Genomic DNA, 22906 nt, shown 5'->3' on the forward strand with positions numbered 1-22906 from the left:
ACCCGTCCGAGGCTGCGCACTGCGCGCCTGTGCGGAACTCACCGCGCCACCCCCGCCGAGTCGAGGGCGGACATGATCGGAGCCATGCGGGCGGTCACCAGTTCGGCCAGCCGCCGCACCGATGCCTTGGCATCGGCCACGGTGAGCGCCTCGGGCGCGTCCTGGGGGACGTACAGCTCACCGGCACCGATCTCGAACAGCAACAAGGAACTGGTCAGCATCGCCGGACGGCGGGCCAGGGCTTCATCGGCCGGGGTGTGGTAGCCGCGGTTCCAGCGGTCGCCACGGTCCCAGTCGGCGAACCCCCGCACCTCGGCGAGCGCGGCCGGGCGGGGAACGGCGACCTGGACACGAGCGATCAGCGCGGCGCCTTCCTCGCTGCCGGTGAAGGTCACCGCCTGGACGCGCTCGGCCGTCCAGTCCAGGTAGGGCGGTGCCATGATCGGGGACGTGGCCACCTGCCACGCCGCAGCGGCGAACTCGCCCGGGTCGGTCGTCACCGCGCCGTCCCCGTCGCCGAACAGCCTCGGGTACTGCCGCAGATACACGCCGTACCGGGACACGCCGTCCGAGGCGCGGTCACGGTCGTCGGCGTCGTTGAAGACGAACGTCATGCCGGTCACTTCTTCTTGCCAGACTGTGCGGCGTCGTAGGCGTCCCGGACGCTCTTGGGCTCGCCGTTCGGCCACGTCGAGGACTTGTCCTTGGTCGGCTTGTCGGACATCGTTGAAGCTCCTTCCTTGGAAGGAACCCAGGGGCGTTCGCTCTTGGCCGTTCGGGCGCTCCTGGGTCCCCATTGATCGGACGGGGTCAGGCGACCTCGTCGAGGTCGAGGGCGAACAGCGCGGCCAGTTCCGTGGCGGTGAAGCCCGCCCACACGCCGTGCTCCGGGCGGATTCGCGCCGCCAGCTCGAAGCAGGCACCGCGCAGCGGGCAGGACTCGCAGACCTCGGCGGCCACGACCTCACGTGCCGCACGCTCGTCCGGCGACTCCTGGCCGTCCGGGCCGGTGTGCAAGTCAGGGTCGAAACGGCACTGTGCGCCCTCGATCGGCTCGCCGCGCAGGTCCATGGCGGACAGCGCCGAAACGGCGGTCAGGGGTCGGGACACGAGGCAGCTCCTTGATTCGGTGATCGGCTGGAAGCGCGGCCCCGGCGGCGTGCTTGGTGGCGTGTGCGCCGGGGCCGGCTGCGAGTGGCGGACGGGCACTTGATCAGCCCAGGGCGTTGGCGAAGCGGGACACGGCGTCGAAGAAGCCGGTCACGAAGCCCGCGGCCTTCTCGGGGTTCTGGAAGACGAAGACCGCCAGAACCAGCGCGGTGACCCACTGGCCGATCTTGCTCGACTTGTCCGGGAACATCCGACGCCTCCTCAGCGTTGTAACGCCAAACGTTTGGCGTTTGCTCAACTCCGATTGTGGCCATGCGCGGCCGGATGTCAAGTAACGCCAGTCGTTTGGCGTATGCAGTAGGGTCTAGTTAGGTAGCCCTAAGCGGGCTAGGAAGGAGCAGGTCAATGCAGCAGTCGGAGCGTCACGGGTTCCGCGACATCGCCGCGAAAATTCGTCAGGAAATCATGGACGGCCGGTACGCCACCGGGTCCGTCCTGCCGGCCGAGCCGGAGCTTGCCGACCGGTACGGGGCTTCCCGTAGCTTGGTGAACAGGGCAATGCAGGTACTCGCGGCCGAGGGTCTCGTCCGGCCTCGGCAGGGACGGGGCACGATGGTCACCTGGCTGCCGCCGATGCTCCACTCGCCGGCGCGCTACGACCGGGCCACCCGCGAGAACAACGGCGCCCGCGGCGCGTTCGACGCCGAGGTTCGGGCCCGTGGTCTGGAGCCGCAGCACGAGATCACCACCGAGCGCGCCGAGCCGCCGGCGGCCGTCGCCGAGGCGCTCGGCCTTCCGGCCGGTGAGGTGAACTGCCTTGTCCGGCGTCGGCGACTGCTCGCCAGCGGCATTCCCGTGCGGCTCAACGCCAGTTGGTTCCCGCTCGACATCGCCGAGGGAACCGTCCTGGAGGAGGACGGCCCGGTGATCGTCGGCGGCGTCAAGAGCGCGCTTGCCGAACTCGGCTACGCGCAGACCCGGGCGCGCGAGCAGATCATCCCGAGCCGTCTGCCCACCGAGGCCGAGGCGCACGCGCTGGAGATCAGCCCTGAGCGCACGGTCGTCGAGATCACGCATGTCGGCATGACGGCCGAGGGCCGCGCCGTCGAGGTCACGGTCTCAGTCGCCCCCGCCCACTACGTGACGGCTCAGTACGAGTTCCCGCTTGCCTGACAACCGGAAGAGACCACATCCGATGATCACGCGCCTAGTCGAAGACCACGCCCAAGCCCTTGCCGGCAAGGGCGAGCTACCCGCGTTCGTCTACGACCTCGCCGCGCTGCGTGAGGACGCGGCCGAGGTCAAGGCCGCGCTCTCGGAGCCCGGTGCGCCGGAGATCTTCTATGCCGCGAAGGCCAACCCGGACGCGCCGATCCTCCAGGCTCTCGCCCCGTACGTCGATGGCGTCGAGGTCGCGTCCGGCGGCGAGTTGGCGCACGTGCGCGAGGCATTGCCGGACGCTCGGTTGGCGTTCGGCGGCCCCGGCAAGACCGACGACGAACTACGGCTTGCCCTCGACCTCGGTGTCGAGCGCATCCACGTCGAAAGCCCCTATGAGCTGTCCCGCCTGGCCGACATCGCTCGGGCGTCCGGCCGCGAGGTCGATGTCCTGCTACGGGTCAACCTCGCCGGCGACCGCAGCGGCGTCGCGCTCGCCATGAGCGGCCCGTTCGGCATGGACCCGGAACTTATCGAGTCGTGCACCGGCATCCTGGAGAACTCTCCGCAGGTGCGCCTCCGCGGCATTCACGCGCACTTGGCGTCCGGCCTGGACGCCTCCGCCATGGTCGCCCAGTCCGCCGAGATCCTCGCGTGGGGCCGCGCGTGGCTCGACAGGATCGGCCACACCGGACCGCGTGAGTTCAACCTCGGCGGCGGCATGGCCGTCGACTACTCCACACCCGAGACCCGATTCGACTGGAAGCAGTACGGCGCCGACGTCGCCGCGCTCGCCGAGCCGGGCGAAACGCTGCGCATCGAACCGGGCCGCTCCATCAGCGTCTACGCCGGGTGGTACCTCACCGAGGTCCTGGACGTGAAGAAGGCACACGGCCAGTGGTACGCCGTCCTACGCGGCGGCACCATGCACATCCGCACACCCGTCACCAAGCAACACAACCACCCGCACGACATCCTCACCCGCAACGGCGACGGCCCTGCAGCCGCCGGTGAGCCCGTGACTCTCGTCGGCCAACTCTGCACTCCGAAAGACGTATTCGCACGCGAAGTCCCCACAGACCGCATCGCCGTCGGCGATCTAGTCGCCTTCTCCATGTCCGGCGCCTACGCCTGGAACATCTCCCACCACGACTTCCTAATGCACCCTAAGCCAGCCTTTTCCTACCTCGACAACTAGCCTTGAGGCGCCACGCAAAGTCCGTCCGTTGTTGTAAATTCGGGCGGACTTTGCTGTGCTCACTCCTGAGTAGCTTAGGATGCTGAATTCAGGCCGTGCTCCCTTTGCGTGATGCCGCGTGGGTAGGAGGATCGAGTTCTACTCGATAAACCCGAACTCCTTTACGGGCCTCATGCTGATTTAGTTTGGTCATAATGCCAACGCGATCTCCGGCGTTTGCTGCATTGACTTGTCGATCGTTAATACGCAGAGAGGTGACCGACTCTTCGACGAAGTCGACTGGCAGTTCATAGGCAATGCGGTCGCCTACGTGTAGTGGTCCACTCTGGAGGCGTAGTCCAAGTGCAGATGCCTTCGCCCAGTAGCCATCTACGTAACCAATCGGTTTGTAGTGCGCTGGTAGGGGGCACATGCGACCGGAGGTAACGAACAACTCGGCGACATCCTCATGCCGCCAATCATTGCTAATGAAGCCCCGGACAAGTCGGAACAGGTCCCATGTCGTCAGCAGTGTTAGGTCTTGCTCTTTGGCGGTCGTGAGAACGTCCGACTGAAAAACGTGCTCGTGTTCCCGGTCGAGCGCAGGAAGGTTTCGCTGGTGATTCACTATGGCCAAACCGTGAATGTCTGTGCGACCCCACTCTTTCATTCGCGGTGCAATGTACTTAGCAACCTGTAGAGCGTTGACTTCTTTGGGCTTACCAGTGATGCCCTTGACTTCGACAAGCACCGGCATAGGTGCGTCCATAATCCGCAAATCCTCTCGGCGAGGACCAGTTTCACCAGCGGCCTCGGCCTCGGCGTCGACGTCACGGACATCGTGGAACCCTATTGTCTGAAGGGCATGAATCACAGCCTGGACCAAATCATCGCCGGTTGCAGTGACAAGGTCGTGCAGGAAACCGTACCGTTGGCGCTCATTTTCAATCTTCTCTTCAAGCTGGCGTACGCGGGTACGAGAATCCTCCTGTATTGCCGTGATCTCGCTCTTGAGGGAGGCTATCCGAGGGAGGTCATATTCTGGACGACGGGTCCAGCGACTGCCTTCGGCGTGAGGAAACAGCCGTGGTGACATCTCTGGGAGAATTCGTTCAACGAGTTCAACCACTAGTTCCCTTCTTCGGCTTAGCTGAGGGAAAATGAAAATCAGGTTAAGATTGCCTTCCTGCTCCTCTGTGAAAAGTCCGGCGACGGGATCGCCGTACTTGTTTGTGGCGAGTGTCGACCAATTTTCCTCGTAGCCTCTTCCAGGCTTGACGACGCATTCAAAGTGGCCATCGTCGAAGTAGCCATCGATCCCGAGTCTTCGTGCAACACCGTTATCGGCGACGTCCATCTCCTGTCCCGTGTCCTTGTGAACAGCGAGTCGTCGTAGTGCAGGCAAAAGGCACCAGTTATCAGCTAGATAGGGCCTTGCGCGCAGGGAATCGAGATCGCCAGAGTAATCGTGGCGTTCGCCCACCATATATTTCGGGTCAAAAGGTGCGGCTGCGAAAATGACAAAGACGCCGCCGTGGCGGTAGATGCGGTTCATTGAACCTTGTGCATGCAGCATCGCCATTGGGCGCTCGTCGATCAAACCATACTTCGCTGGCGCCCAGACTGTAGTCACCCCAGGTGAGGGGTGCGCAAAAGATTCCTTCGTGCCTTCCGCTGGAGTTTGGCCTGAAAGGTTTGCGACGATGATTTCTTGCTCCGTGTGCCCCGGAAGGTCTGGGACCGGTTTCAACGCAACATAGCTTGCGGATCTGTTGACAAGGAAGCGTTTGCCGAACGTCCCCAATACAGCAGCGTAACCGCGGAGCTGTAAAGCTTCGACAATGTCTGGATCGTCATCAATTACAAGGATCTTGGGACTGGTGTACTTGGGTTTGGAGGCGATCTCTGAAAGTGTGGGCCGCCTATTTGATCTCCATATCGAAGGCAAGGTTGATCCCTTCGGTAGTCAGCTACGACCGATCAGTCACCGGGTATCGTGCAACTCGTTCGGTCGCTTGAGCGGGACCCTGACGGAACGAATGTGGCCAGGCGTAGCCCAGGTAGGAGCCTAGCCGCAGGTCACCTGCGAGATGGCCATAACTCCGTGTTCTCTCTGTAAATCCGTCGGCTTAGCCTACGCAGGTTCGAACCCTGCACCCGCCACACCACACAGAACGGCCCCTGACCAGCTTGAACGCTGTCAGGGGCCGTTCTCGTTGCTTCTCGGTAGCTCCCCACTCCTACCGGCCATTGCCGGGTGTTCACGGAACAGTCACGGAACATGGCCGGGGCGTCCGAGCGCTCTCTAGTCGACGTCCTCGACCGCGTTGTCGCCCGGACCCGTGTGAGGAGGCACCTTCGGCTTCCACTGCGAGCAGTAGGTGTGGAGCGAGTCGAAACGCCCCGTGTAGGCCGCGTACAGCGTGGCGTTCCGCACGCGGAGGATGTTCTCGTCCTGCTGGCGCAGTGCCTGGACGGTGAGGTTGTGGCTGCCCACGTACAGGCCGGACGACGTGCCCTTACTGATCTGCATGAACTTCTCGTGCATCCACGAGATGTTGTTCACCGGCCCGCAGTACCTGACGCCGCCCTCGATGTAGGAGCTGTACGCGAGCTTGTTGACCGCCGCGTAGATCAGCTCCGCCCCACCGTCCTCATAGGCGATGTCCCCGGTGAGCACTCGGACTGTACAGCCGCGCTTCCCAGCATCGATGAGCGCGTTGGCCACCGCCATCCGGGCGACCCTGACGTTCGCCACGTTGATGACGTCGTCGCTGGCACTGCGCGAGCACCTCGCCGCCTTCACGTCCGCCACGACCGGATCGTTGGACGCACTCCTGCGCGCTTTCCCGGCGGCCTCCCTCCGAGGGAACGTGTAGACCTGATACTTCCCGCCGGACGGCTTGTACACGTGACTCGACCCGTAGTTGTCGAGCCGCCCCGACCTGTTCGCGAGACGGTACATGTCGTCGAAATATCTGCTGTAGAACCTGTACAGCCCGGCGTCCCGCACCGTGATGGCACTTTCGTACGAGGTCCACTCGTGCAGATTGGCGGACGCCACGTAGACGACGTTCCGCGCGACGCCTCCCCCCTTCTTCGCGACCTTGTCGATCGTCATGAACTTGTTGTGCATGCGCGAGTAGTTGTCGCCGACCTTCCGGTTGGCGGCGCATCCGCGAGTGGATATGTAGCGCCCGCTCTGCTTCGGGAACCCGCCGGCGCCGTCCGTGACCCGCTGCCCGCACGTCCGCACCGCATCGGGCGAGTCGGCGAACGCCGCCGTCAGCTCCCGGTACTGCGGCATGCCGATCTCGCTGCCGTTGATGACGACCCTGACCTTGACGCCCCGCCCCTTCGCCCTGCTGAGAGAGGTCACGATCTTGCTCTGGCTGAAGTAGTACAGCGGGAGCCGGATCGTCGCCCCGCTCGGCGCGGCGTCGATGAGGGCCTTGGCGTGATCGGAGATCACCGTGTTGTCGTCCTCGGTGAACTTCACATAGTCGTCCACCTGATCGAGGGCGATGGGAATCGCCTCATTCGGCGGATCGGCGTGCACCGGACCGGCCGGGAGCGCGGCACTCGCGAAAGCGAGCGCACTGAGAGCGACGGGCACCTTGAGGGGGAGCTTGCTGGACATCTTCAGCCTTCCGGTAGGGATCTGAGCCTCGCTGTTGGACGCCTTCCGACCGATGTCACATCCGCTGTCTTGGCGATGAGGCTAAAAACCCTCCGAACCCTCAACTAGGGCCCTAGGACCCTAGGACCGCAGAGCGGGGACCCCAACCCGAACACCTCACGCCCAAACACCAGCGCTGCCACTGAGCCATCTGGCACAGGACGGCCAGAACGCCTCCGCGCAGTTCACCGGTGTCGATGACCTCGCCGGTCCCCTCCGGTCGTCCTGGCGGGCATCGCACTCCTGGCTAGTCGCCGTCCTCGAGAGCGTCCTCGATACGGCCGTTCCACATGTGCTCGTGGCCGTCGGTGCACCCGGCGTAGACCCTTAGCAGGACGCCGACGCCGTGACCGGCGCGTGGTGAGGTGGCCTCGCTCTGGGGCACACAGGGCCGAGGTGCGGTTGGTCCTTGGACGAGGGCTTGCGGACGCCCTGCGTGGCGGTGCCCGCCGGGGGAAGTTCTCCTCCGCGAGCTCGGTGCGGAGGGTCTCGTACGTGCTGAGGATGAGCATCCCGCCCAGCATGCGGATCACGTCTGGGAGCAGCTCGTCGGCCAGCTTCGCAGCCGTCGGGCTCTCGGAGCCATCCTGGGCAGGGACAGGAGGACCTCAGCTTGTCTGCGGCAGCGGGGGACGGGCCGGGAAGGTTTCGAGTCATGGGATCTCCTTTGAGGAACGCGATACCCAAGGCCTTCGCGCCGTTCCGAAGTGGCCACGTCGCGGTCCGAGTGCCTCATCGGTCTTGTCGTCCTACTCTCGGCGGCTCGGGACGACGGTCGCCGGGGCCGTGCGGGCGGCCGTGGTCGAGGTGTGCCGGCGTGCTGCCTGGCAGGACGGGAGTTTCGCGAGGGTCGGTCTTGTGACGCCACAATGTGGCCATGGATGCAGGAGTCGCCGCTCTTCTTGGTGCCGCTGTTGGCTCTTTCAGCACTCTGGGTGCAGCTGTCGTGAACGGTAGGACACAAGCGCGAACACAACACGCCCAATGGCGCCGTCAGTATCGACGCGATGCCTATGCCGCCTACCTCGGTGCTCTCCATGACCGCGATATGGCCATGGACGCGATACTCAAGGCCCTGCAGGCGGCTTCTCCCGACCTGGCTGAGTTGGATCGGACGGTGCAGCACTTCATCACTCGGGCCCGTGATGTCCACCGCGCCGCAGAAGTCGTCATCATTGAAGGCCCTCCATCCATCGTGGAGGCGATCGACCGCATCGCCGAGGCTTCCAGCGGCCTATCCGAGGTCATGCAGCAGATGGTGAAGGCTGCTCGCGCAGCAGATACCAGCGAGAGGATGGAGCACTCCGCTACCGCCTCAGTGAGAGAGCGACGGCTCTACCGGGCTGTCAGTGAGTTTCGTGTCCAAGCTCGCGGCGTCCTTGGCAATGCCGACTGACAGGTCATGCAGGTTGCTCGGGGGGCGGGCTGGGTGGGCGTGGGGCTCTCTTCGACCCTGCGCTGTTGAGGATGGCGGCCGGATTCTGGAAGGCAGGGCGTCCTTCGGTGTCACTGGGAGCCTCCCTATCCTCCTGTGGCGAGATCGCAGGTCAGGGCTGCTGGGGATGGTTCGCGGTGCTTCCTGTTCGGTACAGTGCGCTTCTGGCGGGCCTTGGAAAGGTGGGCGGTCCATGAAGAGCAGGAGCCCTCAGGAGAAGAAGCGACTCAGCTATGCCAAGGATCGTCGCAATGCCTACGCAGAGAATGACAAGAGTTCCAGGAACGCCGTTCGGCTGAACAAGCGGTTTCCTAATCGTGCCAACCGCCATCGCCTTCATCAGCTTCTTCAGGAGGCGGCGGGCAGTCCCGACGTGGGGAAGGCGGTTGAGGTCGAGGAGCGTCCGGGGCGTCGGAGGCCGAAGACGTGGCGCAAGGAGCCCGGTCTGCCGTTGGGGGACTGGGTCGAGAGCAGGTTGCAGCGGCGTCTCCGGTCGGAAGGTGACGGTCAGGCCGATGAGCGACGTCTGGCCCGGGTTCGGCGGCGTGGCCGGCGGGGCCGGCTCCGCACTCTCCCCACCGCACGTGTCGCGGTCGGGGGCACGGTTGAGCGGCGCTGGTAGCGCGCATTGCTCCTGCGAGGGAGAGGTGCCCGGGCTCTGTTCGGCACGAGATCATGAGCGGGTGACGGGTCTATCCGTGCCCTGCGGGAGGTGGCGGTGAGCTCAGGATGGACGCTGGTGGGCGACCCGGACGAGTTCGTCGGGGGCGAGGAGTTCCTGCTGGGACGGGCTGCGACCAATCTTCCCTTGCTGATCGCGCTGTCCGCCGTCCGCCGTCCGGGTGGCGGGGCGCCTCCATTGTTCGGCTGGTGGACGGGCCCCGAGGGGATGGTCGGGGGCGCGTTCGTTCGTCCGTCCTTTGGTCCGCTGCTTCTCGGTGACATGCCGGTGGAAGCCGCCGCAGCGCTGCCCGGGTATCTGGACGATGCGCCGCACGCGTGGGAGGGACGCAGCGATGTCGTCGAGGCGTTCGCGTCGGAGTGCCCTGGGCAGCCGGTCGGCCACCGATCGCGGCTGCACCGGCTGGAGACGCTCCAGCCGTACTCGACGCCGGACGGTTTCGCGAGGCCGGCGACGTCGGCGGACCACGATCTGCTGGACCGCTGGTACGAGGCCGTCACCCGGGGACATGGCTCGCCCGGCGCGGTGGCGGGCCGGCTCGCTTCCGGCGACCTGCACCTTTGGGAGACCGGTGGCCGCGTGGTGGCGGTGGCCGGACACGGGCCCCGGTTCGGCTCGGCGGTGCGCCTCGACCCGATCTACACCGCGTACGAGCATCGGGGGTACGGCTACGCGACCGCCTTGGTGGCCGCCGTCACCCGTTCGTTGCTGACCAACGGCGCGACCGAGGTCGTGCACGTCACGACCCCTGCGAACCCCGCCGCCCATCAACGTCTCGGCTTCCAACCCGTCGCCGACTACGTGACCTACTCCCGCGCCGCCTGACGCAAACGGCAGAGTGGCCGAGGACAGCGCTTTTGCTAACGGTTTGCGTTCGTGGGTGGTCCGAGCTGCGGGAATCAATCCTGTAGCCGAAGCACAAACGAAGGGACGAAGTGCACCAATGGCAGAGCAAGGTTTCAACTAACGCGCAACCAGGTCGTCGCAGCCCTGATCGCCGGGGCGATCGTTGGGGAGCCGCACTCCGCGAGGAAGAGGCGCAGGGGTCGACCACGCAGAGCGTACGAGACCACGGTGCCGCCGAAGACGACGCTGGTCGTCACCCCGGGCTTCGAGATGCGCAAGATCTACGGGAACTCGCACTGCACCTGGAGTAACTGCGAAACCGGGAGGTGTAAGAGCTTCGTGCTGACCGCGCCCCACGGCCGCTACACGGCGTTCAAATAGCCGGCCGCTGGCGCCGCAGAAGTGACTACTTTTATGTTATTTCGGGATTCACGTAAAGGCGGTCTCGTGTCTGTCGACGCTTTTGTCTGGCCTCCTTCGCATGTGCCTTCTCGCACGGGATGGCCGCGGTTCGGTCCCTGACTCCGCCATCCCCGGCTACGGCTGGGCAGCAAGCGTGCGATGCAGGTCGCTGAGGAAAACGCGCCTGAGTGCTCTCGGTGGTCAGCGGCACACCTTCCTGGCTCCGCGGATGCGCGCGACGCCGCTGACTCCGCGCGCTGATCCCGATGCGATGGCTGCCGTGCTCACCGAATGCTCTCAGCCACTTGCGCTAGGGCGTGGTGCACGGACGGTACGTCCTGCGGGCTCGGTCCCGCAGTCAACTGAAAAACAAGAGAAAAGAGAGAACCATGGGAGACGCCAAGATCACCCGGCGACAGGTCATCGGAGCAGCGGCTGTCGGGGCTGTGCTCGCAGTGACGGGTGGCAAGGACAAGGACGAAGAGAAGAAGAGCCCCCAGCAGGAGGCTCCTCGCTCTGGCGACTCCACCACGGAGCAGCCGAAGCGCTGATCGCGAAGAATTCAGCCGGGCCCCCCTCCACGAGGGGGCCCGGCCCTACTTTTGCGATGCCTCTTCCTGCTGCGGTTCGTCTCCAGGCAGGGGCCGGGGTTAGAGGCCGAGGGCGTGGCGGAGGTCGGGGGCCGACCGCAGGACGATCAGGGCGCCGATGGTGATGAAGGCGATCGGGACCAGCCATCGGCCGTGCTGGTCGAGGAGGTCGATGACCTTCTTGTGCGAGCCGAGCCAGGACGCGGCCAGGCACCACAGGGCCACGCCGGCGGCGAAGACCGCGACGGTGACGAGGGTGGACTCCGGGCCGATGGCGCGGAAGACCGGGGTGTAGGCCGAGATGTTGTCGGCGCCGTTGGCGATCGTCACGCCGGCGATCGGAAGCAGGCCCGAGGCCACCGCGGGCGGGCCGTCGTGGCCGCGGGAACGGACGGCCGCGACGAGACCGCGGACCCCCAGTGCCAGCGGGATGAGGCCGAGCAGGCCGATCCACGCGTCCGGGACGATCGTCAGGCCCAGCGCGGCGACCACCGAGACGAGGACCAGGGCGGCGATGCCCGTGTACTGGCCGGCCCAGATCTGCCAGGTCCTGGGGGAGCCGGTCGCGCGTCCGGAAAGGAAGAGCACCGTCAGGACGATGAGGTCGTCGACGTTCGTCGCCGCGAACATGCCGCACGCGGCCGAGATCGTGCCTGCGATTCCGTCCACCCGGCGGAACCTACCGGAGGGGAGCGGAGGCCGGGGAGGGCCCCGGCCTCCACCGTCAGCCCCTGCGCGCCGGGAGGATGCGCTTCACCGCGAGGCCCGCGGAGACCAGGGTGAAGAGCGCGAGGCCGAGCCAGAGGGCCTGCATGCCGAGCCAGGGGGACGCGGCGGCGGCGCCGCCGAAGCCGGCGGCCACCCCGCCGATCGGGGGATTGTTGTACATGGATCACCATTTCCTTTCTTTGCGCCAGGCGGCCTGCCAGAACGCACGCGCCTGGACGATCTGGAGGAAGACGTCGAAGACCATCTCGACGACGATGGTGGCGGCGATCGCCATCTGCGCCGGGCCGCGCCGGCGGACGGTCACCACCCGCTCCACCATGAAGATCACTGTGATGCCGGCCCACAGCGGGCTGATCTGGATGCCGCCGAGCCAGATCACCGAGTAGGTGAGCGAGAGCAGGTAGGCGGTGATCACCAGGATGCCGACGAGGGAGAGCAGTTGCCGTCCCCAGTAGGGGCGGGTGACGGGCGTCCAGCCGTAGTCGACGAGGTTCTCCAGCGCGCCGCGCTTCCAGCGGAGCCTCTGCTGGGCCAGTTCGCGCCACGTCGGCATCACCTCGGTGGTGAGCGTGCACTCCTTGGGGCAGAGGATGCGGAAGCCGAGGTGGAGGATCGCGAGGGTCAGCTCGTTGTCCTCGGTCAGGACGCGGACGTCGTAGACGTGCGGCAGGCCTGGGAGGCGCCGGTCCCGGCGTGCGGCGATCACTTCCTGGAGCGTGGCGGCCCGGAAGATCGTGGCGGTGCCGGTGAGGACGAGGGCCTTGCCCTGCAGCCGCCGGACGTCGCGGGCGTAGCGCGCGTACTCGTTGCGCTGGAACATGCCGACGGCGCCGCCGCCCGGCTTGCCGGTGAAGGTGCCGCCGACGGCGGCGTACCGGCCGGTGGCGAGGTGGTCGACGCCGTGCCGGATGAACCCGGGGTCGAGCGCCGAGTCGGCGTCCATCACCATGATCGCGTCGTCCGGGCCGAAGATCGGCAGTAGCCGGTCCAGGACCTGGTTCAGCGCGCCCGCCTTCTTGTGCCTGTTGCCGCGGGTGCCGACGATCTCGACGCCGCACAGCTGCGCGAACGCGGCGGTGGCGTCGGTGCAGTTGTCGGCGATCACGATGATGTGGTCCGGGGGGCGCTCCTGGCGGCGCAGCGAGGCGATCGTCTCGGTGATCTGCTTGGCCTCGTTGTGCGCCGGGATCAGGACGGTCACGCGCATCGCGTCCGCGCGCACGGCCGGCAGGTCGCGCTTCCCGTCGCGCTTCCCGTCGCGCTTCTGCGGCACGGGCGGTGCCGGCACGGGCGGTGCCGGCACGGGCGGTTGCCGGACGCGGGCGGACGGGCGCGGGCGCGGGGGCGGGGGCTGGGACGGGGCCGAGGGGCGCCGCACTGGCGGGGGCATGAGCGCGGCCGCCGTCCGGTCGGGGACGGTGACGGTCGGGGACGGGGAGCGGTGGGGGGCCGGGCCTCCCCACGCCGCCGAGGACGCCAGGTGTCCTGAGCCGGGTGCCCGCCGGACCGGGGACGTTCCGCCGAGGGGTGCCGGGTGGGCCGTGCGGGGGAGACGGTGCCGGCCCTGGCGGGGGCCGGGTCCGTCGGGGGTTCCGGAGGCGGAGCGCATGTCAGCGGGTCCCTTCGGTGCGCACGAGGTGGCCGAAGGCGATGACGTTGTCGACGTAGTGGCCGGTGGCGCGGTCGAACCGCCCGCCGCAGGTGATCAGGCGGATCGCCGCGTAGCCGGGGTCGGAGTAGACGCGGCGGGTGGGGAAGCGGGCCTTGCCGAACCTCTCGACGGAGTCGACCCGGAAGACGGCGGTGCGGCCGTCGGCGCGCAGGACGCTCGCCCGGTCGCCGGGGCGCAGCTCTCCGAGCCGGTAGAACACGGCCGGGCCGCGCGCCGAGTCCACATGTCCGATGATCACGGCCGCGCCCCGGCTGCCGGGCGCGGCGCCGAGGCGGTACCAGCCGGCCTCCTGCGCGCGGCTCAGCGGGGGCGTCTCGACGGTCCGGTCCGGGTTCTTGGCCAGTTTCATGAGCGATGTCCGGACGTCGATCCGCGGCACTTCGAGGCGGAGCGGCGCCGCGGGCTTCAGGGCCGCCGCGGTGGCGGGTTCGGCCGGACGGGACGCGTCGGGCGACGGCATCGGCGGAGCGGCGGTCGCCGGGTCCGCGCGGAAGGCATGGAAGGCCAGGAACGCGGCCACGAGCAGGGCGGACGCACCCACGGCGACGGCGGCGAGGACACGCGCGCGTTGACTGCGAGGGGTCACGGGGGGTCGCTCTCCTTCGCGGCTCGGTGGTGGGGGCGCCACGGATCGCGGCGATGTTCGAACGGTAATGGGCCAGAGTTAACGATTGGGGCTTGAGGACGGTGAAGTCGCAGATGAACGGCCTGTGACAGTTGAGGTGACTTGTTCCATGTGGGAGTCATTGGTCCTGTCAAGCAGCCCGTTCGCGCGGGACGTCGCAGACCAGGGGGCCGCTTGAGAGCTCCGGCATGCGCTTCTTGACCTGCGAAGACGTTGATTCGGACGGGGGCGGCCGGTCGCCGGTGCGGGCGGGCCGGCGCCGTCGGGATGACCATGGAGCGGATACAAAGATCGCTGTCCGAAAGTGGCCCATCTCTCAGCCGAAAAATGATCTTCGCAGGTCACAGGACTGAAGGCGTGGCCTACTCGTCGTGCCCGAAAACGTGCGTGCGGCTCGGGCCATGCTCGGCGGCGGGCCGAGCATGACCGTCCCACTGGCGACCACTTCAGGACGCGGGGCGGGGGAATCGGTCTAGCGGCCCGCGGAGGGCTGTTCAGCGGGTAGACCTGCATCCGTGCAGGTGAGTTATGTGAGTGTGGCGACGCCGGGACGGGATAACGAGGACTTCGTGGCGGCCGGGCCCGGATGGGTGGTGCTGCTGGACGGCGCGACGGCGCCGCAGGGGGTGGACAGCGGGTGCCGCCACGATCCGGCGTGGCTGGTGCGCAGGCTCGGCGGTCGGATCGCGGCGCTGCTGGCGCTGGAGGACGGCAAGCCGCTGCCCGACCTGGTCGCCGAGGCGATCAAGGTGACCGGGGAGGCGCACACCGACACGTGCGACCTGGAGAATCCGGACAGCCCGTCCGCGACCGTGTCGCTGCTGCGCCGCCGCGGCGCGGCCGTGGAGTGGTACGTCCTCGCCGACTCGCCGATCGTGGTGGACGTCGGCGAGATCAGGGTCTTCCGGGACGACCGGGTCGACCATCTGCCGAGCTACACCCTGGAGGGCGTCCGGCGGTCGCGCAACAGTCCCGGCGGGTTCTGGGTGGCGAGCACCAGGCCGGAGGCCGCGTACGAGGGGCTGACCGGTGAGGTGCCGGTCGAGGGGCTGCGGCGGGCGGCGGTGCTGAGCGACGGCGCGTCCAGGCTCGTGGAGCGGTTCGGCCGGATGGAGTGGGGCGGCCTGCTCCGGCTCCTCGAGGAGGAGGGGCCGCGGGAACTGGTCAGGAGGACCAGGGCCGCGGAGGCGGAGGCGCCCGCGGCCCGCGGGAAGAGGTACGACGACGCCACCGCCGTCTTCGTCCGCTTCGATCCCTGACCGCGGCCCGACCCGCCGTTCACGCGTCGGGGCCGCCCTCCGTCAGCGCGTCGGGGCCTTGATGTGCGGCCACCAGGCGTCCAGGTCCTCCGGCAGGTGCATGCCGTCCAGGCGGAGGGTGGCGGGCATGAGGGGGAAGCGCCGTCCGGCGGGGAACGTGCGCTCGTAGGACGGCGGGTCGATCACGACGACGCGGGTGCCGTTCACGACCGGGATGTCGGCCGGGACGCCCTCGTTCCAGATCGGTTCGCCGTGCGCGTCGACGAGGTTCCACGGGCTGGAGATGATCGGGCGCCCGGGCGGGGTGTCGGCGTTGAGGAAGCAGGCGATGATCTCGGGGGCGGGACGGTCGCCGGTCAGCCCGCCGGGACGCCCGATGAGCGCGCCCCCGAGCAGGACGTGCAGCTGGAAGTTGTCGCCGATCCCGCCGATGGTGACCGTCCAGCCCTTGCGGCTCGCGCGGTCGAGGACGAGGAGGCGCTCGCCGTCCAGGACGCGCAGCAGCGCCTGGTAGTGCTCCATCTGCCCGAGGTACTGGGCGGCCTGCCCGGCGGCGAAGGCGAGGAAGTCGCGCTCGGCGAGGCCCGCCCGCACCGAGGGGCCCATCTGCAGGACGGTGCAGCCCGCCATCGTGAACTGCGGCAGCGCGAACCACGACATCATCGCGGTCACGGCGCCGTCCCCGAGGTGCGGCGCGACGGTGTCGAAGACCTGCTGGGACGGCTGCTCCTCCTGCATGTCCGGGGGCGGCTTGCCGCCGGCGGCCTGGTCCCACGCGTTCGCGAACGCCAGCGCGGCGGCGGTGACCTCGGAGAGGCGGTGGACGAGGGGCCCGCCGACGGGGGCGGGGTCGGCGCCGTTCTCGACCCAGGCGCCGGAGACGATGGCGAGCCAGCCGCCGAGGTTCGGGGGCGCCTCGGCGATGCCCTCCGCGAGGCGGGGCATCGCGGCGTTCATCTCGGCGGGCGAGGCCGTCTGGAACACCTGCATGAGCTGCGGGAGGAGGTCGCCGAAGGAGCGGTCCTCGACCACCGCGGCCCGGACGATCTGATCGACGAGATGCTGGAGCGACATAATCGATCACCCTGGCATATCGGGTGCGCCGGGAGGGAACCCGCGGCACGATCCTGGAATCTGATTCTAGAATGAAGTCCATGGAGCCACAGGATCTCGCCGACGTGCTCAGGGCCGTCCGCAGCTTCGTCCGCGACCAGGTCGTCCCGTGCGAGGAGGAGATCGAGGAGACCGACGCGATCCCGGAGCGGCTGCGGCGCACGTCCCGCGACATGGGCCTGTTCGGGTATGCGCTGCCCGAGGAGTACGGCGGGCTCGGCCTCTCGCTGAGCGAGGAGGTGCGGCTGGTCTTCGAGCTCGGCTACGCCAGCCCCGCGTTCCGCTCGATGTTCGGCACCAGCAACGGCATCGCCGGGCAGGTCCTGGTGAACGCCGGGACGGCGGCGCAGAAGGACGCCTGGCTGCCGAGGCTCGCGTCCGGCGAGGTCGTCGGGGCGTTCGCGCTCACCGAGTCCGAGGCCGGGTCCGACCCGAGCGCGCTGACCACGACCGCGGGCCCGCGACGGCGACGACTACGTCATCGACGGCGCCAAGCGGTTCATCACCAACGCGCCCGAGGCCGACGTCTTCATGGTCTTCGCCAGGACGGGCGGCCCCGGCTCGCGCGGCATCTCCACCTTCCTCGTAGAGAAGGGCACGGACGGCCTGCGCGTCGGCCCGTCCGACGAGAAGATGGGCCAGCGCGGAGCCCACACGGCCGAGGTCTTCTTCGACGGCGTGCGCGTCCCCGCCGACGCCATGGTCGGGACGGAGGGGACGGGCTTCCGTACCGCGATGGCTTCGCTCGCCCATGGACGGGTAAGCATCGCCGCCGTCTGCGTGGGTCTCGCCCAAAGGATCCTGGACGAGACAGTCGCGTACGCGAAGGAACGCAGCCAGGGCGGCAGGACGATCGGCGAATACCAGCTCGTCCAAGGGCTCATCGCCGACTCGCAGACCGAGCTGTACGCGGGACGCTCGATGGTCCTGGAAGCGGCTCGCGCCTACGACGCGGGCGAGGACACCAAGCTCGGCCCGTCCTGCGCCAAGTACTACTGCTCGGAGATGGTCGGACGGGTCGCCGACCGCGCCGTCCAGGTCTACGGGGGCATGGGCTACATGCGCGGCGTCGCCGTCGAGCGCTTCTACCGCGACGTCCGTCTGTTCCGCATCTACGAGGGGACGAGCCAGATCCAGCAGCTCGTCATCGCCCGCGACCTGCTGCGCTGACCAGCGCGGACACCGGCACGGGAATCCGGTTCGCACCACGCGCCCTGGCCGTGTATGGTTTCACTGCGCGAACGACGCAGGCCCCTTTAGCTCAGTCGGCAGAGCGTCTCCATGGTAAGGAGAAGGTCTACGGTTCGATTCCGTAAAGGGGCTCACGGCACACCGGCCGCCATCCGCATTCCGGAGGGCGGCCTTCGTCGTACCGGGGCACGGCCGCCGCCGTCCCCGCGACGGCGACCGCCCTGATTCGCTCCATAACTGGGCCTGTGGTACCGTCCCACCGGTTCCAGCAGGACGTTTCGCAGCTCACCGGCCCACCCGGTAGTCTGGAGACGGTCCCGCGGAGCCCGCGGAACCGGTTCCCCGATCTTCGTCCGGGTTCTCGTGTTCCCAGGGCTCGGTGCGCATCCGGTATCCTGGCAATCCGGTCCACACCGACCATCTCGGCGGGGTAGCTCAGTCAGGCAGAGCAAGCGGCTCATAATCGCTGTGTCGCCGGTTCAAGTCCGGCCCTCGCTACTACCCAGGTCTCTCACCCCTCGACGGGGGTGAGAAGGCTGGGTCGAATCGCCGGCCGTCCCCCGGGGACGGCCGAGGTCCGAAAGTCCCTGTCCCTAGCTCAGAAAGGCACTCCATCGTGGCTGCCACCGACGTCCGGCCGAAGATCACGCTGGCCTGCCAGGAGTGCAAGCACCGCAACTACATCACGCGGAAGAACCGGCGCAACGACCCGGACCGCCTGGAGATCAAGAAGTACTGCCCCAACTGCCGGACGCACCGTCCGCACCGGGAGACCCGCTGACCGAGGTCCCGGACGGAGAAGTACTGCCCTGACCGCAGGGCCAGGACCCACCGTCCACATCGGGACACCCGTCGGCCACGGACCCACGGTCCATGCCCGGGAGCCCGGCCACGGTGCGAGTCCGCCCCGCAGCGCAGACTTCTTCGCACGCTTGCCACTGACACGCATCAGCCCGTTCTCGCAGTGATACCAGCGAGGGCGGGCTGAACGTCGTCCTGGTGCCGCCCGGCCGGCGGCCCGGCATCGGCCCGCAGCGGACCATCACACCGAGTCAGGTCCCGAGGACCGGTCGGCGGTTCAGGCGCCAACCGGTCCCCAGGCGGGTTCACCCGGTCACTTCCCAGGCAGTCTCACCTGGTCCATGCTCAGGCGGGGCTCACGGACGATTGGTCTCGTCCGTGAGCATGAACTCCTCGATCTCCCGCAGCTCCGGCTCGGTCACCGTGATCAGGTCGGCCTCGGCGAGCCACCGGACCCAGGAGAACGTGATCCCGGGCTCGCTGACCCACTCCTCGTCGGTGAGCTCGCCCCTGACGCGGAGCAGGGTGCGCCCGACCAGCTTCTGCAGATCGGCCCTGGAGACCCATCGCATCTTGCTGAACGAGCCCTTGTCGGGGTTGAGGCACCCCTCCGCTTCGGCGACGTACACCTGCCAGAAGTGGCCCATTCCGTACGGACCGTCTCCTCGCTTGCAGGGGTTGTCACGCCACACCTCGTCGTCGAACAGTGGCGTCAGTGATGTGACCGTCAGGCCCGTCTCCTCGCGGACTTCCCCGTGAGCCGCTTCGACGTAGCTCTTGAAGTCGTCCTTGACGTGCCCGCCCACACCGGACGCACCGCGGCCGTCGGAGATGTTGCCGATCAGGATGCCCAACCGGGGATCGACGATGATGACAGCGACGGAATGACCGTCGCACCTCTTCTTATTCGGGGCAGCGTTCATCGCTGCTTCACTCCCTCTGGTTCTTGTTTGTCGGATTTTTGGCGCGGCACTATGCCGCACTTTGGACTGTCCAGGATCGGCCGCTCATCGCAATGGACGGGGAGCCTGACGGCCGGCCTTTTCGGCGCGGTGCGCGGGCTGATCAGAGCGGTGCGCACACCGGTCACCGCCCGGCGGTAACTCGTCCCCAACAGGGGTTGCGGCCGGCCCGCATCGCCGGACGATCAAGACCGTGCCCGAGATCCGGGTGCCCTTGCGACGTCTCGGACGGCGCAAGGAGGTTCAACGGAGAAAAAAGATGACAGAACCGATTTGCTCCTCCGGTTCGGAGGAGCGCGGCAGGGCCCTGCCCACCTCAGGGGCGGCCGAGCCGGCCTTGGTCGAGTCCAGCTCCACCCTGGGCCACCGTGCGCAGGCCGAGTTCGCCGAGGGCTTCCAGCTCCTCGACCCCGTCGACGTGCCGTTGGTCGCGGTGATGGGAAGCGCTCGGACCAAGGTCGGCACGAAGGAGTACCAGCGCGGCGTCGAGGTCGGCGCGGCGCTGGTCGCGCAGAGGTTCGGCGTGATGACGGGCGGTGGCGGCGGCGCGATGGCCGCCGCCAACGAAGGAGCGCACAAGGCCGGCGGCGTGTCGGTGGGGCTGAACATCAAGCTCCCCTTCGAGCAGCGGCCCAACCGGTGGCACCGCATCGCGCGCCTGTTCCGGTACTTCTTCGTCCGCAAGGTGATGTTCGTGAAGTACTCGTGCGCGTTCGTCGTGCTGCCGGGCGGTTTCGGCAGCCTCGACGAGCTGTTCGAGATGCTGGTCCTCATCCAGACCAGGAAGGTGCCCGGCCGGCCGGTCGTGCTGGTCGGCACGGAGTTCTGGGGAGGCCTCATCACCTGGATCAAGGAGACCCTGCTCGCCGAGGGCATGATCTCCGAGGAGGACCTCGACCTGTTCCACGTCGTCGACACGGCGGAGCAGGTCGCGGCCCTGATGCCCAAGCACGCCGTCTCCTAGGAGACGGCGTGAAGTAGGGGTCCCGCTCTCCAGGCGGGATCCCTGAGCGTCACGGGACTCCCGGTCGGACAGCGCCTCGCTGCCCGCCCGGGAGTTTCACGTATGTGCCGACACTTTCGCCACCGCCCCCCGGTGGGAGCCCCGAATCCGGCCGTCCGTCGCTCTTCCCTAGGCCGCTCATTCCACAGGCCGTCCAGATAGTCGCGGCCTGTCCGTTCTGGCGGTGAGACCCGCGCGGACGGTGTGAATGCCGTTCTGTTACCGTCCGTCCGGAGAGGCGGAACCAGCGCGCTCAGAAGGCGCCCGGACGCCCCGGCCGGCGGAGCGGTGCGGCCGGCGGGTCCGCGGGGCCCTGGTCCATCTGGAGGGAACGGACTGCATGGCACTCAACCGTGATTTCATCGGGCGGAGCTTCCCGCCCAGCGAGCCCTACGAGGTCAGCCGGGTGAAGATCCGCGAGTTCGCGGACGCGATCGGTGACCGCAACCCGATCTACCGCGACCGCGAGGCGGCCAAGGCGGCCGGGTACCCCGACGTCATCGCGCCGCCCACCTTCCCGATCGTGGTCTCCCTCGGCAACCCCGGCCTCGCCGACCCCGACCTCGGCCTCAACTACGCGATGGTCGTGCACGGCGAGCAGCGCTTCGAGTACACCCGCCCCCTGCGCGCCGGGGACGTCATCACCTGCACCTCGACGATCACCGAGATCAGGTCGATCGGCAACAACGAGAAGATGGTCGTGGAGACCGAGATCGCGACCGTCGAGGGCGAGCCGGTCTGCAAGTCCTACAACACGATCGTGGAGCGGGGTGCCTGATGACCGCCAAGGTGAACTACGCCGACGTCGAGGTCGGCACCGAGATCCCCAAGCAGACCTACGCCGTCGACCGCGCCAACCTCGTCATGTACGCGGGCGCGTCCGGCGACTTCAACCCGATCCACTGGCGCGAGGGCGTCGCCAGGGCCGTCGGCCTCCCGGACGTGATCGCGCACGGCATGTACACGATGGCGCAGGGCGGCCGGTTCGTCACCGACTGGGCCGGCGACCCGGGCGCCGTCGTGGACTACGGGGTACGGTTCTCCTCTCCGGTCGTGGTCCCGGACGAGGGCGGCGCGACCCTGGAGATCAGCGGCAAGGTGGAGGAGAAGCTCGACGACAACAAGGTCGTCGTGGCGCTCACCGCCAGGTCCAACGACCAGAAGGTCCTCACGCGCGCCAAGGCGGTCGTCAGGCTCGCCTGAGCGCGGCGGCACACCGGCCGGGGCCGCCCCGGCCGGTGCGCACGTCACCGGACGGGGCGGCGTGAGGCGGGGCGGGCCGGCCCGGCGGCGCGGGGCACGGCAGGAGAGGGAGACGACGTGGCGGTGTTCGCCGAGGACGTGAACCTGGCCGGTTACACCACGCTGCGGCTGGGCGGCCCCGCGCGGCGCTTCGTCGAGGCGACGACGGAGACGGAGCTGGTCGCCGCCGTCCGCAAGGCCGACGACGAGGGCGAACCGGTCCTGGTACTCGGGGGCGGCAGCAACCTCGTGGTGTCCGACGACGGGTTCCCCGGGACCGTCGTGCACATCGGGACGCGCGGCACCGAACGCGTCGCCGCCGAGGGCGGCAGGGTGCGCCTGCGCGTCCAGGCGGGGGAGGACTGGGACCCGTTCGTCGCCCGCTGCGTCGCCGACGGCCTCGCCGGCGTCGAGTGCCTGTCCGGCATCCCCGGCCGCGTCGGCGCCACGCCGATCCAGAACGTCGGCGCCTACGGGCAGGACGTCAGCGAGACGATCGTGGAGGTCCGCGCCTACGACCGGGAGGCCCGCGCCTGCGTCACCCTCGACCGCGACGCCTGCCGGTTCACCTACCGGCACAGCGCCTTCAAGGGCAACGACCGGTACGTCGTCCTCGACGTGACGTACGCCTTGTACGAGGCGGAGGAGTCGCAGCCCATCGCCTACGCCGAGCTCGCGCGGAGGCTGGGCGTCCAGCCGGGGGACCGGGTCACGCTGAAGGAGGCCCGCGACGCCGTCCTCGAACTGCGGCGGGGCAAGGGCATGGTCCTGGACGCGGCCGACCCCGACACCCGCAGCGCCGGATCCTTCTTCACCAACCCCATCCTCGACCCAGAGCAGCTCGCCGAGCTCGAACGCCGCGTCGCCGAACGCCTCGGCCCGGACGCGACGTTCCCCCGCTACCCGGACGCAGGCGGCCGGATGAAGACGTCCGCCGCCTGGCTCATCGACCGCGCCGGGTTCGCCAAGGGGCACGCGCGCGGACCGGCCCGCATCTCCACCAAGCACACCCTCGCGCTCACCAACCCGGGCGGCGCCAGCACCGCCGACCTGCTCGCGCTGGCCCGCGAGGTCCGCGGCGGCGTCAAGGACGCGTTCGGCGTCGAGCTGGTCAACGAGCCCGTCATGGTCGGTGTGACCCTCTGACCGCGGGGCCGCCCCGGCCTCGTTGGTAGGGTGGACGGCGTCGAGGGGGAGTAGTCCCAATCGCGTGGTCGACATACTGGCGCC

The 22906-nt window shown here is 68.2% G+C and carries 24 protein-coding genes, 2 tRNA genes and 1 pseudogene; 15 read left to right on the forward strand and 12 right to left on the reverse strand.

Annotated elements, in window-relative coordinates; genetic code table 11:
* Positions 1 to 38: 38 nt before the first annotated feature.
* The 3 genes from BJY14_RS25135 to BJY14_RS25145 all read right to left on the reverse strand — a co-directional run bounded on the left by BJY14_RS25135 (position 39) and on the right by BJY14_RS25145 (position 1360).
* Entirely contained in the window at positions 39 to 614 is a 576-nt protein-coding gene (locus tag BJY14_RS25135) for a hypothetical protein (protein WP_179845875.1), read from the reverse strand.
* A gap of 196 nt (positions 615 to 810) precedes the next feature.
* Positions 811 to 1110 carry a WhiB family transcriptional regulator gene (locus BJY14_RS25140; RefSeq protein WP_179845876.1) on the reverse strand — a complete coding sequence of 100 codons (300 nt, stop codon included), beginning with the start codon at positions 1108 to 1110 and terminating at the stop codon, positions 811 to 813.
* 103 nt (positions 1111 to 1213) lie between these two features.
* Entirely contained in the window at positions 1214 to 1360 is a 147-nt protein-coding gene (locus BJY14_RS25145; RefSeq protein ID WP_179845877.1) for a hypothetical protein, read from the reverse strand.
* A gap of 155 nt (positions 1361 to 1515) precedes the next feature.
* On the opposite strand from BJY14_RS25145, the gene BJY14_RS25150 reads away from it, so the two are divergent.
* On the forward strand, positions 1516 to 2283 hold the full coding sequence (locus BJY14_RS25150) for a GntR family transcriptional regulator (protein WP_179845878.1): 768 nt from the start codon (positions 1516 to 1518) through the stop codon (positions 2281 to 2283).
* Positions 2276 to 3466 carry a type III PLP-dependent enzyme gene (locus BJY14_RS25155; protein WP_246396084.1) on the forward strand — a complete coding sequence of 397 codons (1191 nt, stop codon included), beginning with the start codon at positions 2276 to 2278 and terminating at the stop codon, positions 3464 to 3466. The genes BJY14_RS25150 and BJY14_RS25155 overlap by 8 nt, the downstream gene beginning before the upstream one ends.
* 88 nt (positions 3467 to 3554) lie before the next feature.
* On the opposite strand, the gene BJY14_RS25160 is transcribed toward BJY14_RS25155, so the two are convergent.
* Together BJY14_RS25160 and BJY14_RS25165 are read right to left on the reverse strand one after the other, a co-directional pair.
* Positions 3555 to 5249 carry a hypothetical protein gene (locus BJY14_RS25160; RefSeq protein WP_179845879.1) on the reverse strand — a complete coding sequence of 565 codons (1695 nt, stop codon included), beginning with the start codon at positions 5247 to 5249 and terminating at the stop codon, positions 3555 to 3557.
* 501 nt (positions 5250 to 5750) lie between these two features.
* Entirely contained in the window at positions 5751 to 7085 is a 1335-nt protein-coding gene (locus tag BJY14_RS25165; RefSeq protein WP_179845880.1) for a phospholipase D-like domain-containing protein, read from the reverse strand.
* Between the two features lie 916 nt (positions 7086 to 8001).
* On the opposite strand from BJY14_RS25165, the gene BJY14_RS25170 reads away from it, so the two are divergent.
* From BJY14_RS25170 to BJY14_RS47815, 3 genes are all read left to right on the forward strand, one after another.
* On the forward strand, positions 8002 to 8520 hold the full coding sequence (locus tag BJY14_RS25170; RefSeq protein WP_179845881.1) for a proline dehydrogenase: 519 nt from the start codon (positions 8002 to 8004) through the stop codon (positions 8518 to 8520).
* Positions 8521 to 9277: 757 nt separating this feature from the next.
* The gene (locus BJY14_RS25175; protein ID WP_179845882.1) at positions 9278 to 10066 is read left to right on the forward strand and encodes a GNAT family N-acetyltransferase; all 789 of its coding nucleotides are present in this window, start codon (positions 9278 to 9280) and stop codon (positions 10064 to 10066) included.
* Between the two features lie 812 nt (positions 10067 to 10878).
* Positions 10879 to 11040, forward strand: a complete 162-nt coding sequence (locus BJY14_RS47815; RefSeq protein WP_179845883.1) for a twin-arginine translocation signal domain-containing protein — start codon at positions 10879 to 10881, stop codon at positions 11038 to 11040.
* Between the two features lie 99 nt (positions 11041 to 11139).
* Here the strand turns inward: BJY14_RS47815 and BJY14_RS25185 are convergent, their stop codons facing one another.
* The 4 genes from BJY14_RS25185 to BJY14_RS25200 form a co-directional block, all read right to left on the reverse strand.
* A complete protein-coding gene (locus BJY14_RS25185) occupies positions 11140 to 11748 on the reverse strand; it encodes a cadmium resistance transporter (RefSeq protein ID WP_312879396.1) in 609 nt (202 codons plus the stop codon).
* A 55-nt stretch (positions 11749 to 11803) separates the two neighbouring features.
* Positions 11804 to 11968, reverse strand: a complete 165-nt coding sequence (locus BJY14_RS25190; RefSeq protein WP_179845884.1) for a hypothetical protein — start codon at positions 11966 to 11968, stop codon at positions 11804 to 11806.
* Positions 11969 to 11971: 3 nt separating this feature from the next.
* A complete protein-coding gene (locus BJY14_RS25195; protein WP_218905585.1) occupies positions 11972 to 13081 on the reverse strand; it encodes a glycosyltransferase family 2 protein in 1110 nt (369 codons plus the stop codon).
* Positions 13082 to 13418: 337 nt separating this feature from the next.
* Positions 13419 to 14066: a class F sortase gene (locus BJY14_RS25200; RefSeq protein WP_312879397.1), complete on the reverse strand. Its 648-nt coding sequence runs from the start codon at positions 14064 to 14066 to the stop codon at positions 13419 to 13421.
* Between the two features lie 569 nt (positions 14067 to 14635).
* Between BJY14_RS25200 and BJY14_RS25205 the strand changes: the two genes are divergently transcribed.
* On the forward strand, positions 14636 to 15364 hold the full coding sequence (locus tag BJY14_RS25205) for a protein phosphatase 2C domain-containing protein (protein ID WP_312879398.1): 729 nt from the start codon (positions 14636 to 14638) through the stop codon (positions 15362 to 15364).
* Positions 15365 to 15406: 42 nt separating this feature from the next.
* On the opposite strand, the gene BJY14_RS25210 is transcribed toward BJY14_RS25205, so the two are convergent.
* Positions 15407 to 16438 (reverse strand): hypothetical protein, encoded by a 1032-nt coding sequence (locus BJY14_RS25210; protein ID WP_179845886.1) that lies wholly within the window; start codon positions 16436 to 16438, stop codon positions 15407 to 15409.
* 80 nt (positions 16439 to 16518) lie between these two features.
* Here BJY14_RS25210 and BJY14_RS45595 point away from each other — a divergent pair.
* Positions 16519 to 16803 (forward strand): annotated as a pseudogene (locus BJY14_RS45595) (acyl-CoA dehydrogenase family protein); the annotation flags it as partial.
* Here BJY14_RS45595 and BJY14_RS45600 read toward each other — a convergent pair.
* Positions 16740 to 16886, reverse strand: a complete 147-nt coding sequence (locus BJY14_RS45600) for a hypothetical protein (protein WP_246396085.1) — start codon at positions 16884 to 16886, stop codon at positions 16740 to 16742. The pseudogene BJY14_RS45595 and the gene BJY14_RS45600 sit on opposite strands and share 64 nt — an antisense overlap.
* 92 nt (positions 16887 to 16978) lie before the next feature.
* Here BJY14_RS45600 and BJY14_RS45610 point away from each other — a divergent pair, with 92 nt between their 5' ends.
* The 4 genes from BJY14_RS45610 (at position 16979) to rpmG (ending at position 18449) form a co-directional block, all read left to right on the forward strand.
* Positions 16979 to 17647 (forward strand): acyl-CoA dehydrogenase family protein, encoded by a 669-nt coding sequence (locus BJY14_RS45610; RefSeq protein ID WP_312879800.1) that lies wholly within the window; start codon positions 16979 to 16981, stop codon positions 17645 to 17647.
* An 80-nt stretch (positions 17648 to 17727) separates the two neighbouring features.
* Positions 17728 to 17800 (forward strand) — tRNA-Thr (locus BJY14_RS25220).
* 292 nt (positions 17801 to 18092) lie between these two features.
* Positions 18093 to 18166, forward strand: a tRNA-Met gene (locus tag BJY14_RS25225).
* 118 nt (positions 18167 to 18284) lie between these two features.
* Positions 18285 to 18449, forward strand: coding sequence for a 50S ribosomal protein L33 (rpmG, locus tag BJY14_RS25230; RefSeq protein ID WP_026404241.1), 165 nt, complete (start codon positions 18285 to 18287; stop codon positions 18447 to 18449).
* Positions 18450 to 18825: 376 nt separating this feature from the next.
* Here the strand turns inward: rpmG and BJY14_RS25235 are convergent, their stop codons facing one another.
* Positions 18826 to 19392 carry an NUDIX hydrolase gene (locus BJY14_RS25235; RefSeq protein ID WP_281382131.1) on the reverse strand — a complete coding sequence of 189 codons (567 nt, stop codon included), beginning with the start codon at positions 19390 to 19392 and terminating at the stop codon, positions 18826 to 18828.
* Between the two features lie 298 nt (positions 19393 to 19690).
* Here BJY14_RS25235 and BJY14_RS25240 point away from each other — a divergent pair, with 298 nt between their 5' ends.
* The 4 genes from BJY14_RS25240 (at position 19691) to BJY14_RS25255 (ending at position 22822) form a co-directional block, all read left to right on the forward strand.
* A complete protein-coding gene (locus BJY14_RS25240; protein WP_179845888.1) occupies positions 19691 to 20395 on the forward strand; it encodes an LOG family protein in 705 nt (234 codons plus the stop codon).
* 379 nt (positions 20396 to 20774) lie between these two features.
* Positions 20775 to 21212: a MaoC family dehydratase N-terminal domain-containing protein gene (locus BJY14_RS25245; RefSeq protein ID WP_179845889.1), complete on the forward strand. Its 438-nt coding sequence runs from the start codon at positions 20775 to 20777 to the stop codon at positions 21210 to 21212.
* Positions 21212 to 21637, forward strand: coding sequence for a MaoC family dehydratase (locus BJY14_RS25250; protein WP_179845890.1), 426 nt, complete (start codon positions 21212 to 21214; stop codon positions 21635 to 21637). The genes BJY14_RS25245 and BJY14_RS25250 overlap by 1 nt, the downstream gene beginning before the upstream one ends.
* A 117-nt stretch (positions 21638 to 21754) precedes the next feature.
* Complete coding sequence (locus BJY14_RS25255; RefSeq protein ID WP_179845891.1) at positions 21755 to 22822, forward strand: UDP-N-acetylmuramate dehydrogenase; 1068 nt, start codon at positions 21755 to 21757, stop codon at positions 22820 to 22822.
* The last annotated feature ends 84 nt before the right edge of the window (positions 22823 to 22906 follow it).

The sequence above is a fragment of the Actinomadura luteofluorescens genome (assembly GCF_013409365.1).
In the GTDB taxonomy this organism is placed as follows: Bacteria; Actinomycetota; Actinomycetes; order Streptosporangiales; family Streptosporangiaceae; genus Spirillospora; species Spirillospora luteofluorescens.

Coding starts and splice junctions, on each gene's coding strand:
- BJY14_RS25245 (WP_179845889.1), top strand. CDS start 20,775: ATGGCACTCAACCGTGATTTCATCGGGCGGAGCTTCCCGCCCAGCGAG.
- BJY14_RS25190 (WP_179845884.1), bottom strand. CDS start 11,968: ATGTACAACAATCCCCCGATCGGCGGGGTGGCCGCCGGCTTCGGCGGC.
- BJY14_RS25150 (WP_179845878.1), top strand. CDS start 1,516: ATGCAGCAGTCGGAGCGTCACGGGTTCCGCGACATCGCCGCGAAAATT.
- BJY14_RS25235 (WP_281382131.1), bottom strand. CDS start 19,392: ATGAACGCTGCCCCGAATAAGAAGAGGTGCGACGGTCATTCCGTCGCT.
- BJY14_RS25165 (WP_179845880.1), bottom strand. CDS start 7,085: ATGTCCAGCAAGCTCCCCCTCAAGGTGCCCGTCGCTCTCAGTGCGCTC.
- BJY14_RS25135 (WP_179845875.1), bottom strand. CDS start 614: ATGACGTTCGTCTTCAACGACGCCGACGACCGTGACCGCGCCTCGGAC.
- BJY14_RS25250 (WP_179845890.1), top strand. CDS start 21,212: ATGACCGCCAAGGTGAACTACGCCGACGTCGAGGTCGGCACCGAGATC.
- BJY14_RS25145 (WP_179845877.1), bottom strand. CDS start 1,360: ATGTTCCCGGACAAGTCGAGCAAGATCGGCCAGTGGGTCACCGCGCTG.
- BJY14_RS25170 (WP_179845881.1), top strand. CDS start 8,002: ATGGATGCAGGAGTCGCCGCTCTTCTTGGTGCCGCTGTTGGCTCTTTC.
- BJY14_RS25240 (WP_179845888.1), top strand. CDS start 19,691: ATGACAGAACCGATTTGCTCCTCCGGTTCGGAGGAGCGCGGCAGGGCC.
- BJY14_RS25210 (WP_179845886.1), bottom strand. CDS start 16,438: ATGTCGCTCCAGCATCTCGTCGATCAGATCGTCCGGGCCGCGGTGGTC.
- BJY14_RS47815 (WP_179845883.1), top strand. CDS start 10,879: ATGGGAGACGCCAAGATCACCCGGCGACAGGTCATCGGAGCAGCGGCT.